Below are 13102 nucleotides of genomic sequence, written 5' to 3'. Positions count from 1 at the left end.
ATTGATAGTTCCCTAATTAAATTCACTAATGATAGCCGTAGAAACAGAACGCAACTGGAAACCCGTTATTAAAGAATTCGAGGCTGTAGTTGGCAAAAATGGCGTCGTACAGCGCCGCGAAGAATTGATTGTCTATGAGTGCGACGGACTCGCCAGCTACCGCCAGCGCCCCGCCGTGGCGGTATTGCCTCGAACTACGGAGGAAGTGGCGCAAGTGGTCAAAATATGCGATCGCAACTCAATTCCCTGGGTTGCTAGAGGCGCAGGAACAGGCCTTTCCGGCGGCGCTTTGCCTGTAGAAAACTGCGTGCTGATTGTCACTGCCCTGATGCGAAAAATCCTGAAAGTAGACTTAGAAAATCAGCAAGTAGTCGTGCAACCGGGAGTAATTAATAACTGGGTAACGCAAGCAGTTAGCGGCGCAGGTTTCTACTACGCGCCCGATCCTTCCAGTCAAATTGTTTGTTCGATTGGCGGCAACGTTGCCGAAAATTCAGGCGGGGTTCACTGCCTCAAATACGGAGTCACAACGAATCACGTTTTAGGATTAAAATTGGTGCTTCCCGACGGTTCTATTGTCGATGTCGGTGGCGAAATTTCCGAAATGCCCGGTTACGATTTAACTGGTGTATTTGTCGGTTCTGAAGGCACTTTAGGAATCGCTACAGAAGTTACTCTGCGAATTCTCAAAGCGCCGGAATCGATTTGCGTTCTGTTGGCCGATTTTGCCAGTATCGAAGCAGCAGGAGAATCGGTTTCCGATATTATCAGCGCTGGCATTATTCCCGGTGGCATGGAAATCATGGACAACATCAGCATCAATGCTGTGGAAGATGTGGTGGCAACTGGATGTTATCCCCGCGATGCGGCGGCAATTCTACTCGTAGAAATCGACGGTTTAGAAGTGGAAGTGGCCACAAACAAACAGCGAATTGCTGATATTTGCAAGCACAACGGAGCGCGAAATATCACCACGGCCAGCGACCCGGAAACGCGCCTAAAAATTTGGAAAGGGCGGAAAGCTGCTTTTGCGGCGGCGGGCCATCTCAGCCCGGATTATTACGTGCAAGATGGCGTAATTCCGCGAACGCAAATGGCTTATGTTTTGAAAGAAATTGAGGGTTTGAGCGAGAAATACGGTTATCGAATTGCTAATGTATTTCATGCCGGAGACGGGAATTTACACCCGCTAATTTTGTACGATAACTCGGTAAAAGGTGCGCTGGAAAAGGTGGAAGAATTGGGCGGAGAAATTCTCAGGCTTTGCGTGAAAGTTGGGGGAAGTCTTTCGGGGGAACACGGCATCGGCGCTGACAAGAAGTGTTTTATGCCGGATATGTTTTCCGAGGTAGATTTGGAGACGATGCAGTGGGTACGTCAGGTGTTTAATCCGAAAGGTTTGGCGAATCCGGGGAAGATGTTTCCGACGCCGAAGACTTGCGGGGAAGCGGCGAGGGCTAAGGTTGAAACTTTTAAGAAGTTGGAGGGTGCAGAGGTTTTTTAATTAGTTATTTAGGGGGGTAAGGTGAGCAGAAAAGCACCTGACAATTCTCTCTACAATGGGGAGGCAAAGCCTCTAAGTATGCGTTCCCAGCCAGAGTCGGGTAACGAGAAAAAACGATTTTTCTCGTTTTTTAGGAGTGCGAACGTCCCGCTCGCTTGTTTGCCTGTATATCAAGTTGGTAAAGCGCGGATTGCCCATTCTGCGCTAAGGTGCGATCGGAATTTTGATAGTAAATTCCGTGCCCTTGCCCAATTCCGAAGTACAATATAATTCGCCTTTGTGTCTTTCTACAATAATTTGATAGCTAATTGACAAACCCATTCCCGTGCCTTTACCAATGGGCTTGGTAGTAAAAAATGTATCGAATATCTGCTGTTTGACTTGCTCAGTTATTCCCGGGCCGTTGTCGGCAACTTTAATTTCTACAAAATTGCCGACAACTTCCGTACTAATCCTAATCTGGCTAGGATTTTCTAGTATTTGTTGACAATTTTTTCTAGTGTTCGCATCTTCTAAAGCATCGATTGCATTGCTGAGAATATTCATAAAAACTTGATTGATCGGCCCAGCAAAACACTCAACAGTCGGTAATTCTCCATATTGTTTTACAATTTGAATTGGCGGCTTTTCTCCGTTCCCTTTCAAACGGTGATTGAGAATTAACAGCGTGCTGTCAATACCTTCGTGGATGTTAACGGGTTTCATCTGTGAATCGTCATGGCGCGAAAAGTTCCGCAGCGACTGCACAATCTGGCAAATCCGCTCGACACCCACGGTCATTGAAGAGAGTATTTTAGGTAAATCTTCAGCTAAAAAATCGAGTTCATTTTCTTCTCTTTCCTGTTGAATTTCCGCGACAGGTTCGGGATAATGCTTTTGGTAAAGTTCGAGGTGGTGAAACAAGTCTTGAGTATAATTTGTGAGATGAGTGAGATTGCCGTAAATGAAGCTGACTGGGTTGTTAATTTCGTGAGCGACGCCAGCCAGTAGCAAGCCCAAACTAGACATTTTTTCGCTTTGAACTAATTGGGAATTAGTGGCTTTGAGTTCGTTAAGTGTGGCGGCTAGTTGAGCGGCTTGTTCTCTGCTTTGTGCTTCAGAATTATGCAAGGCTTCTTCGGCTTGTTTACGCTGAGTGATGTCTCTCTGTACACCAATAAAATGAGTTAATTTGCCCATTCGATCGCGCACAGGAGATATTGAGAAACAATTCCAGAACGCGGTTCCATCTTGGCGGTAATTCTTTAATATTACCTTGCACTCGCTTTCTGTTTGCAAGGCTTGGCGAATTATTTCTACTGCAGCCGGATCTGTATCGCTTCCGTGCAAAAATCGGCAGTTTTTTCCGATAATTTCCTGCCGCCGATAACCGGTCATGCTTTCAAATGCGGGATTGCAATAAATAATTGGATGTTCTGGGTCAGTGGCGTCATAAATCGTAAATCCGGTGCTACTAGCTGCTATAGCTCGATCGTACAACCAAAGCATTTCTTCTGCGCGCTTGCGATCGGTAATGTCCCGCAGCGTAGCTAAATAAGCCATTTCTCCGTCCCATTCCGTTTCCACCACCCGCATTTCTACTACAGCATTTGCTTTTTGCTTGCGAATAGCTTCAACTTCTGTTTGCACGACGCGAGTTCCTGCTGCTTCTGTTTTTCCAACTTGGGGGATAATATCCGTCGCCATCTCAAGGTCGCAAGCTGAAACTTCTACTACTAAATTACCAAAAAATGCTTGACCTAGAAGTTCCTCTGCCGTGCAGTTAAACAGCGCTTCTGCTGACTGGTTGGCAAAACAGACAAGTCCTCGCTTGTTAACGATTGCGATGCCGTCGGCATTTTTCTCGATCACATTCCGAAACCGAGATTCGCTAGCTTTCAAATCCTGCTTTAGCTGTTCCATTACTCGCTCCATCTGCTGCATTTCGCACAGACTAAGACTATAAGCTTCGGAAATGTTGGCCTCGGTCGAATTCTCGGCTCTTTTTTTGGGAATCTGTTGGTACTCTGTTCTATGGGTCAGATTAGGAGCCGTTTTTTTATGGTTCCTGCTAATATTACTGAGCTTATTTTCTGGATCGGCTTCTTGAAAAAACATATTTCTACCCTACCCAATTATTTTCTAGATTAATGTGTTGCGATCGCCCAATTTTCCGGGAATTTTAGGGAGATAGCAATTTACACCCGATGCTAGCACATTACTTTTCTAATTCATCCTAAAACTTCGTTAAAATTCCTGAGTAATCGCCCTATAATTATCTATAACGTTTTATTAAGTAATTTCAACAACATTAATACTTACGTAGTAAGAGGAATTGTGCAGGATATATATGGCTTCAATCCCCCTCCCACTCACAAAATAATCCGTTCCACGCAAAAGTCCTAAATATTTAGAAGCCACGGGTCAGTATAAATTATTATATAATTTGAAAAAAAAATATAGTTAAAAATTAGCGGACTCATCTTTAAATCATCAAAAATAATCATAATTAGCCCTTACCAAATCATCTCCCTGCAGGCAGATGTGATATAGAATATAACCTATCTATTTTTGCGATCGCAACTTCAAACCAATGGCACGTCTAGCACTTCTGAGCACATCCAATAAAAGCGGACTAATCGACTTAGCGCGCAGTCTAGTAGAAGAATTTGAATTTGACATAATTAGTAGTGGCGGGACAGCAACTGCCCTCAAAGAAGCAGGCATCCCAGTGACCAAAGTTGCGGAATATACTGGTTCTCCCGAAATTTTGGGAGGGCGAGTCAAAACACTTCACCCGCGAATCCACGGTGGCATTTTAGCACGCCGCGATGTACCGGAAGACCTCGCAGATTTAACCGCCAATCAAATTCGGGCGATCGATCTAGTTGTAGTGAATCTGTATCCATTTGAAGAGACAATTTCTAAACCAGGAGTTACTCTAGCAGACGCAATTGAGCAGATAGATATCGGCGGGCCGGCAATGTTGAGAGCCTCAGCCAAAAACCACGCTCATTTGACAGTGTTGTGCGACCCAGAACAGTACAATACTTATTTAAAAGAACTGCGGGAAAATGGCGGCGAAGCTTCCTTAGAGTTTCGGCAAAGATGTGCGCTAGAAACCTTCAAACATACAGCCAATTACGATCGCGCGATCGCAAATTATCTCAGCAGCCAATCCGCAGAAGAATCTTCGCTACCAGACGAGTTTAATTTATCAGGAAAAGAGTTGCAAACTCTGCGCTACGGCGAAAATCCCCATCAAGCCGCCACCTGGTATCAAAGCGGAACTACACCGACAGGCTGGACGACTAGCACCATCCTGCAAGGCAAAGAATTAAGCTACAATAATTTAGTAGATTTAGAAGCAGCAAGGCGGCTGATCGTAGAATTCCCCGACACACCCGCGGCCGCTATTCTGAAGCATACAAATCCTTGCGGCACAGCCTTGGGAACAACTATTTCTGAAGCGTATCAAAAAGCCTTTGACACCGATTCAGTCTCAGCTTTCGGCGGCATTGTCGCCCTCAATCGCCCCATTGATGCTGCTACCGCAACGGCGTTAACTCAAACATTTTTAGAATGTATCGTCGCGCCGGGGTGCGAACCAGAAGCCGAACAAATTATCAAGAAAAAGGCGAAAGTTCGAGTATTAATTTTGCCAGATTTGACTCAAGGCCCGCCACAAACTGTTAAAGTTATTGCAGGCGGTTTGCTGGTGCAAGACTCAGATAATGTAGTAGAAGAAACTAGCAAATGGCGGGTTGTTACTGAGAAACAGCCGACGGCGGCAGAGTTGGAAGAATTGCTGTTTGCTTGGAAAGTAGCGAAACACGTCAAATCTAATGCGATCGTTGTGACGCGCGATCGCACTACAATCGGTGTCGGCGCCGGACAAATGAATCGCGTCGGCTCAGTTAAACTAGCATTGGAACAAGCAGGAGAGAAGAGCAAAGGAGCGATTTTGGCCAGCGACGGTTTCTTCCCCTTCGATGATTCAGTCAAAACTGCGGCTGAGGCGGGCATAATTGCGATCGTCCAACCGGGCGGAAGTATGCGCGATCGAGATTCCATTGAAGCCGCCAACCAACTTGGAATCACAATGGTTTTCACTGATATCCGCCACTTCTTGCATTAGTTTTTGTTAGGAATTATGCCTAGCAATTCTCGATTGTGTACCATATTGTAGGGATACAATAGTGTTCGCGGGTGTCAACTTAAGTCGAAAAGCTTTCATAAATCTCGTTTCTCCCCGAGTCTAGATCCCCCTAAATCCCCCTTAAGAAGGGGGACTTTGAGAAGAATCCTGTCCCGTCTTAAGACGGGAGACTTTGACACTCTTGTCTCCCCCTTAACAAGGGGAACTTTTACACTCTTGTCCCCCCCTTTTTTAGGGGGGTTAGGGGGGATCTGGAAGGCTATGACACCAATCAACACTGTTATGTCGTACCAAATTCCCAGTTGCGTCCTTCAAAAATTATGACTAGCACAATTCAACCGCAAATTAAACCTGAAGACGTAAAAGTCAAAATCCTGCTCACTGGCGGACATCAATGCACCGTCACGCTCAAATCTGATACACCATTATTCCACAGCCTGATCAAAACATTAGTCGATCGCACCCAACAAACACTGGGTTTTTCGCCCTTATTTCAAATCCCCATAGACGACGGGCGTTCCACCCTTTTTTTTCCCGCCGAACACCTAGTCGGATTAGTCACAGAACCCCCAATTTACTTGCAGCAACTGCAACCGCAGCAGCCTGCAACTCCCGTAGAAATTCCAGCCACAGAAATTCCCGCCCCTGCGCCGCCTGTAAATGACGATTTAATCTCTCGCTACGCCCAAATAGACAACTTTTTGACCCCTGCCGAAAAGAACAAACTCCTTAAATATGTCTTAGCAAAAGAATCAGAATTTGTGAGTACCAGCACCTCAACCAATGCCGAAGATTACCGCCGTTCGATGGTACTCCACTCGTTCCCCGAATTTTCGGAACTGATGGTTAATCGCATCAAAGCAATTCTCCCCGACGTGCTGAAAAGTTTAAATATTCCGTCTTTTCCCCTGGGTGAGATAGAAGCTCAGCTAACCATGCACAATGACAACAACTTTTATAAACTTCACAACGACAGTGGCTCGCCAGATACCGCCAGCCGATTTTTTACTTACGTTTACTATTTCTATCGAGAACCCAAGGGTTTTTCAGGTGGCGAGTTGCAGATTTATGACAGCAAAATCGAGAACAATTTTTATGTTGCGGATAAGACATTCAGAACTGTTGAACCTCGCAATAACAGCATAGTATTTTTTCTGAGTCGCTATATGCACGAAGTTTTGCGAGTTAGCTGTCCCTCAAAAGCTTTTGCTGATAGCCGCTTTACTATTAACGGCTGGGTACGCAAAGCAAACTGAGGTTAATTCATAGTCCTGGACGCACTAATCACCGAATTTTGTCATTCTGAGTGAAGCGAAGAATCTCAAATTATTGCCACACCGTTACAATGCGTAAGTCCCGATATGTGAGATTCTTCACTTCCCGCCTACGCTCAGAATGACAGAATTACCTTACTCAAAACGATTTCATTCTTACTCCAGTGCTCCAGCACTTTTGAGCAATTTCACCACAGTGGAATAACCCTTATACTCAGCCAGCATTAAAGCTGTATAATTTCCCGGATTTTTGTGGTTTAGTTCTGCACCCGCATCAATTAAAATTGTTACTGCCTCAGCATAACCCCGATGTGCTGCCCACATTACAGCGGTTGCGCCCGAATCATCTAGCAAGTTGACATCCGCACCTTTTTCGACTAATAATTGGACGATCGCCACATAGCCGCGATCGCACGCCTTCATTAAAGCCGTTTTCCCCAAATCCGCCGGGATATTGGGATCGGCACCGCCGTCAAGCAAAGCCTTCACCGTCTCGGTATGTCCGTGAAACGCAGCCAGCGTCAAAGCCGTCTCCCCAAAGTTTTTAGCATTCAGAAAATCAGCCCGATTTGAGTTTACTTTTTGCAGCAAAGCCGATACGATCGCACTATGGCCGTGAACAGCCGCCACCAGTAAAGGCGTATCGCCCAACCGATTTCTCGAACCGACACTAGCACCTCGGTTTAATAGCAATTCCACCACATCTTCGCAGCCTTCAATCACCGCAAAATTCAAAGCAGTTTCATCATCTTTATCCTTAGCGTTGATATCGGCGCCAGCATCGAGTAAGATATGGGCGATCGCCGCATTTCCCCCAGCAGCAGCGGCCATCAAAGCCGTGCCCCCATCTCCATTTTTCACATTCGCATTAGCACCCGCACCAAGCAAAGTTTGCACCACATCAGTATTGCCGGCATCCGCAGCCAAAGTTAAAGCAGTTTCTCCGTTTTTGTCGGGAATTTCGACATCAGCACCAGCAGCCAACAGCGCCTCGACAACCGCCAAATTTCCCGCCGTCGCAGCCAGCATCAAAGCAGTTTTGCTCTCTAGATTTTTAACATTAGCATCCGCCCCACACTTGAGCAAAATTCGCACAATTTCAGCGCTTCCTTGACGGACAGCTAAAAACAGCATATAATTGTCAGCAACAGCACCCGCATCCACCAAAGCTTTTACAACAGCTTCATGACCCGATAAAGCAGCTATTTTCAGAGCAGAATCTCCATCTTTATCTCGCACATTTACATCAGCATTAGCATCAAGTAACATCCGCACAACATTGATATCGCCCTTCAGACAAGCCGCCATCAAAGCCGTACTTCCATCATCATTTTTAGCATTAACATCAGCACCTGCAGCCAGCAACAGCCGCACAGAGTCAGCCTGTTTGTGAGCCGCCGCCAGCATCAAAGCCGTCAGCCCAAAACGCCTGCTCACCTGGTTGACATTAGCGTCATTGTTTAGTAGACTACGCACGATTTCTGTATAGCCCTTTTGGGCCGCAAACATCAAAGCCGTCGTCCCCTCAGAGTCTTTGGCGTTAGCGTTAACATTCTTAGCGAGTAAAGCTTGGACGTGAATAATGTTGCCAGTCTTGGCGGCTTGAATCAATACAGCGTCTTGTTTAGTGGCAGCCATAATAGTCTCTCATACCGTATATTTTTACCGTCGCACGAGACGGCCTGACTGGTATGCTAAGTTTTATGAAGTATGTTTGCTAATCCTCAGAACACTATGAATCTCGAAATTCCTCAGTCAGTGAAAGTTTGGAGCCAATTCTTCCACCCAGTTTTAATGTGGGTACTGCTGGCCATCTCATTTTATGCTTTGTATCTCGGCCTGCAAATCCGCCGTACCAGAAGCGCCGAAGGCGAAGTCAAAAAAGAGTTAATTAAGGGCAAATTCAACATCAAGCATCACCAGATGGGTTCTTTGCTGCTAGCCTTGATGGTAACAGGTGCAGTGGGCGGGATGGCCGTCACCTACATCAACAACGGCAAGCTATTTGTGGGGCCGCACTTGCTAGCAGGGTTGGGAATGACGGCAATAATTGCGATCGCAGCCTCGCTGACTCCTTTGATGCAAAAAGGCAGTGATTGGGCGAGAAACACTCACATCTTTCTGAATATTGTGCTGTTAGGGCTGTTTGGCTGGCAAGCGGTATCAGGCGTGGAAATCCTGCAAAGAATTATCAGTAAAATGTGATCGTTTGGGTAAGATTGCTAATTGCTAATTGCCTTAGCGCGATTAGTGATTAGCAATTAAAGTCGGATTTTTTTAGTTGTTTAATAGCCAAGCTTTCCTTTGGATGATATAATAGAATAAAGTTAAATTGAGCGAACAAATTATAAGATTAATTAGGGAGCTTTTTCAAATTCAAAGAAGGAAAGCCATGCTAGAAAACCTGATCAAATACTTTGTCTACGCAACAAAAGGCTATATTACAAAAACGCAATTAATCAAGTTTTTGTATTTAGCAGATCTTTATGCTGTCAAATGGACAAACAAGCAGCTTACTGATTTAGATTGGCGTTATTATTACTATGGGCCTTGGAATGAAGGCATAGACGCTGCTTTAAATCAAATGAATGGCAAAGAGATTTTTCAAGAATCTCAGGGAGACAGTATATTCATCAGACTTGGTGAGGGAGCTGGTAATGTGGATGATTTAAAGTTACCTTTAGGTCTGAAGCTCATGCTTGACAACATCAGGAGAGAATGGGCTGGTGCAGGAGATGATAAACTGAAGCAGTTACTAGATTATGTCTATAGCACTGCTCCCATGCTTGAGGTTAAATATAGCCACGAACCAGAGGAAAAGGTGAGACTTAATCTCTACAAAGAAAGAGAAAAGTTAATGAGTGAATTGGGGTGAGCGAGTGGCTGGACAAAAACCGCGTCAAGGTTGGATTTATTTTATCAATCCCTATAGAGTATCTCTTCGTTGCAAACTCGGTCATCATCATATTTATGAGATAAATCAACCAGGGGAGATTGAATGCAAGACAATTTCTTGCACTCAGGTGATTAATTCGAGTCGGGTTTTTCGGGGAGAGCATCCTTATATCGTTTGGACAAGTGACCAATTTCAAGATGACTCTAAATACATCCAAACTTTGACGCTGATTCCGTTGACTTCACAAGAAACCTATAAAGGTTTGCCAACTGTATATCCGATTAATTCTACAAGCACAAATGGTCTTGATAAGAATTCCTTCGCTCTAGTGCATCAGATATGTACTGTTGATGCTAATTGTTTTAAAGACTCGGAAGGGGATTGGCTTAAGCGAGTTGGACAACTGGATAAAGCAGATAAGGAAGCGATAGAGGAACGTTTAAAGTATTTTTTAAATCTTGGGGATAATCCGGGTGAAGATTGGTTTATTGAAAATGCGTCTATAGAACTTTTACAGAAAGTGTTTAATTATCTGCCAGAGGAAACCACAAAAAGTATGGCCATAGAAAAACTGATCGACGATTTGCGATCGTAGTCAATGAGTAGTAATAGATCGTAGAGGTCAAGAAGGTTTTTGCAGTGGACTTGAGCACTCTCGCTATATCCTGTTAACCTTCTCGATTGTCCAAACGGCATTTAGCCACATCTCACAAAAAAAATTAAAAAAGGCGGCACCCAGATTTGAACTGGGGGTGGAGGTTTTGCAGACCTCTGTATGATGTCGGAAAGTCCTATCTATCAAAGGTTTAAAAACAAGTATACCGAAATTGCATTAAATTTGCATTAATAATGCCGTTACATCGTTTAACCTCTAGCTAAAAACAAAATTCACATTTGCTAGGATTAATTTGCATAGATTACGTCCAACCATCATGAACATTGACTGTATAAGATTAAACATTCCCTACAAGTCACAAATTGATAATCGGCTGCATCCTAGCGGAACGTGTAACACTACCAGCATTGCAATGCTAATGGAAGGGCTAGGTGTTAAACGCAAAAATCCCTCTTTACAATTAGAGGATGAATTGACGGCACATATGCGAGATACAGGGTTAAGCCGTCACTCACCCCAAGATTTAGCACGTGTTGTGCGACAATACGGACTCAAAGACACATTTAAGGATAACGCCACTATAGAGGAGGTAAAAAAACACTTACTAACCTTTAACGGTGTAGTAATTCACGGATATTTCACTGAGGCTGGTCACATCGTAGTCGGTACAGGATTTGACCGACAAGGGCTTTACATACACGATCCATGGGGAGAGTATTTTGACTCAGGATATCGAAACGACTTGCCAGGAGCCCATTTACTTTACAGTTATGATTTAATACGCCGCACTTGCATGACAGACAATCAATTTTGGGTGCATTTTATCTCTAAATAATAATTAAAACCCTGTATCCTCGCTTTCAAACTGTTTTTTAAATGCCGCTTCTATTTCTTGTATGGTTCCACCGGGTCTATACCCTATTTTTTTGGCTAAAACATTTTCTATGTCTGTAACCCTTCCCGATAAAGATATAAACAATCCCATCAGTGCCATTTGTCGATTAAATATAATACTTAACCGCTTAAATACCGTAGTAGGTAGTTGAAAACATACATAACACGCTCCTAAAAAACCGCCAATTTTAATAATAGTATCTACCATGTCCGCGTTGACAGGTGCCATAATTTTATTGAAAAATACAGTAATAATTCAAGTTTAACTCAGGAGCTAACTTTATGGCAACAAACAAAAAGCCTCGTGTAGCCGACTTAAAATTAGACGCTAACGAACCAAGCTTGTTATTTGCTATGCAGCAAATGCTAAGCACTGGCGGTGTGGACTTTAAAGAATGGTGGGAACATTGGGAAGAAGGATATAATGAGCGAGACGATAAAAAGTCAAATTTTAAAATCAAAGAATGGCGGAAAGTAGGTGAACGTCCTGCTTATATTGAAATTACACCATCTCGCAAAAATGGTGGCGTAAAGTCAATTGAATACATACCTAACAAAAAAAATCCAAAAGTTAGCTTTATGTGTTCTGGTACGGATGCACAAATCATTAACCAAATTGTACAAATAGAACATTTTCAAATCGCTGCTGGTGTAGATTGTTTATCTGGTAAAAATTCTAAACCACCTTTAAAAGGGTTCCCATTAATCAAATTAACTTTTTATCAATCTTATGACGATACAAAAAAACGTGCCGATGGAACTCGTAAAAGTCCTACACGCGGAATTAAGTATATTAGAATGCCCGGTTTTACCGATGACCAATCTGTAGTAGATTTTGGTTTAGCTCAGCTTATAAAACCTGGTGATGTTAGTAAATGGGCAAAAGGTATTTTAAATACTTTTGCCTTGCCAGATTTATATAAATGGGACAAAGGTAAAAACGTTATTAGCTACACTGGCGTAATTGCACGGCTACAAGGTTTAGAAGGTTGGGCATACTGTACAAATGAAAATGAAGGAAAAAAGCTTTTTGCGGCTATGTTGACTGCTGTGGGCAAAAAAGTAGACCCGTTAGGATTTAATTTTAGTGGAAACACAGAACCAGCTAAAAAATTTGCACCGGGTAAGCCAACTAAAAAATTATTAGGGCAAGAATGGGATGCAGACGAGTTTAGACCTACTGACACTGTAATCTTTAGTCGGGCTGATTTGTGGCTGCCTAAAGTAGGCTCTAGTATTCCTTTGGTGCAAGGTACAGCATTAATGTACAAAAATTAGAGTGTGGACTTGTGCAAACCTATATAGGTTTGACGGTAATTTTGGGTGTGTGCTTAGGGATTTACATCTAAAAAGTTAGAGTTATATTAAAAACATCTTTTTAAAGGATGTTTGATTATGGCATTAGCCTCGTTTACGGTCGAAAGGGCGGGTACAGGTGTATTGTTAATGCGTTTAGACGATACAACTTACGATACTGTAATTGCTCCTATCGTAGGTGCCACCAAACTTGCTGGCTCTCCTCCTGATGGCGCTAGCAGCGAGACTACGGTAGAAGGAGTCAAAAAGGGAGTTATCGGCTCTGTTAAGGTTTCTTATAAGGTAGGAACTAAACGCAAAACTTCTCGATTGATCGTTGCTTTGCCTAAACTTGATACAGTCGTAACCGAGTTACCTGGCAAGGCGTTTCGCACAGGTATTATCACCAGGGTAAGAGCATCTCAATTAGGCTTGACACAAGGACTCAGAAGAATCTAATGTAGGGTCAATAAAACAAGAAAAG

The 13102-nt window shown here is 43.6% G+C and carries 12 protein-coding genes; 9 read left to right on the top strand and 3 right to left on the bottom strand.

The annotated features are described in order from the left end of the window. Positions 1 to 28: 28 nt before the first annotated feature. A complete protein-coding gene (gene glcD / locus QUA77_RS20875) occupies positions 29 to 1504 on the top strand; it encodes a glycolate oxidase subunit GlcD (RefSeq protein ID WP_333452237.1) in 1476 nt (491 codons plus the stop codon). 204 nt (positions 1505 to 1708) lie between these two features. Here the strand turns inward: glcD and QUA77_RS20870 are convergent, their stop codons facing one another. Further along, on the bottom strand, positions 1709 to 3601 hold the full coding sequence (locus QUA77_RS20870) for a PAS domain S-box protein (protein ID WP_333452235.1): 1893 nt from the start codon (positions 3599 to 3601) through the stop codon (positions 1709 to 1711). Between the two features lie 475 nt (positions 3602 to 4076). Here QUA77_RS20870 and purH point away from each other — a divergent pair, with 475 nt between their 5' ends. Then, the gene (gene purH, locus QUA77_RS20865; protein ID WP_333452232.1) at positions 4077 to 5621 is read left to right on the top strand and encodes a bifunctional phosphoribosylaminoimidazolecarboxamide formyltransferase/IMP cyclohydrolase; all 1545 of its coding nucleotides are present in this window, start codon (positions 4077 to 4079) and stop codon (positions 5619 to 5621) included. 341 nt (positions 5622 to 5962) lie between these two features. After that, complete coding sequence (locus QUA77_RS20860) at positions 5963 to 6898, top strand: 2OG-Fe(II) oxygenase (RefSeq protein WP_333452230.1); 936 nt, start codon at positions 5963 to 5965, stop codon at positions 6896 to 6898. A 174-nt stretch (positions 6899 to 7072) separates the two neighbouring features. On the opposite strand, the gene QUA77_RS20855 is transcribed toward QUA77_RS20860, so the two are convergent. After that, positions 7073 to 8554, bottom strand: a complete 1482-nt coding sequence (locus QUA77_RS20855) for an ankyrin repeat domain-containing protein (protein WP_333452228.1) — start codon at positions 8552 to 8554, stop codon at positions 7073 to 7075. A gap of 96 nt (positions 8555 to 8650) precedes the next feature. On the opposite strand from QUA77_RS20855, the gene QUA77_RS20850 reads away from it, so the two are divergent. The 4 genes from QUA77_RS20850 to QUA77_RS20835 all read left to right on the top strand — a co-directional run bounded on the left by QUA77_RS20850 (position 8651) and on the right by QUA77_RS20835 (position 11263). Continuing rightward, complete coding sequence (locus QUA77_RS20850; protein WP_333041475.1) at positions 8651 to 9121, top strand: DUF4079 domain-containing protein; 471 nt, start codon at positions 8651 to 8653, stop codon at positions 9119 to 9121. A gap of 127 nt (positions 9122 to 9248) precedes the next feature. Next, positions 9249 to 9791: a type II toxin-antitoxin system antitoxin SocA domain-containing protein gene (locus QUA77_RS20845; RefSeq protein WP_333041474.1), complete on the top strand. Its 543-nt coding sequence runs from the start codon at positions 9249 to 9251 to the stop codon at positions 9789 to 9791. Between the two features lie 4 nt (positions 9792 to 9795). After that, positions 9796 to 10407 (top strand): type II toxin-antitoxin system PemK/MazF family toxin, encoded by a 612-nt coding sequence (locus QUA77_RS20840; protein ID WP_333041473.1) that lies wholly within the window; start codon positions 9796 to 9798, stop codon positions 10405 to 10407. 337 nt (positions 10408 to 10744) lie between these two features. Continuing rightward, on the top strand, positions 10745 to 11263 hold the full coding sequence (locus QUA77_RS20835; protein ID WP_333452226.1) for a C39 family peptidase: 519 nt from the start codon (positions 10745 to 10747) through the stop codon (positions 11261 to 11263). Positions 11264 to 11266: 3 nt separating this feature from the next. Here QUA77_RS20835 and QUA77_RS20830 read toward each other — a convergent pair whose 3' ends face one another. Next, positions 11267 to 11551: a hypothetical protein gene (locus tag QUA77_RS20830; RefSeq protein WP_333452224.1), complete on the bottom strand. Its 285-nt coding sequence runs from the start codon at positions 11549 to 11551 to the stop codon at positions 11267 to 11269. Between the two features lie 53 nt (positions 11552 to 11604). Here QUA77_RS20830 and QUA77_RS20825 point away from each other — a divergent pair, with 53 nt between their 5' ends. After that, a complete protein-coding gene (locus QUA77_RS20825) occupies positions 11605 to 12600 on the top strand; it encodes a hypothetical protein (protein ID WP_333452222.1) in 996 nt (331 codons plus the stop codon). A gap of 117 nt (positions 12601 to 12717) precedes the next feature. Beyond that, positions 12718 to 13077 carry a hypothetical protein gene (locus QUA77_RS20820; RefSeq protein WP_333452219.1) on the top strand — a complete coding sequence of 120 codons (360 nt, stop codon included), beginning with the start codon at positions 12718 to 12720 and terminating at the stop codon, positions 13075 to 13077. Positions 13078 to 13102 lie beyond the last annotated feature (25 nt).

This window comes from Microcoleus sp. K5-D4, assembly GCF_036704575.1.
In the GTDB taxonomy this organism is placed as follows: Bacteria; Cyanobacteriota; Cyanobacteriia; order Cyanobacteriales; family Microcoleaceae; genus Microcoleus.
This window is presented reverse-complemented; position numbering and strand designations above follow the sequence as displayed.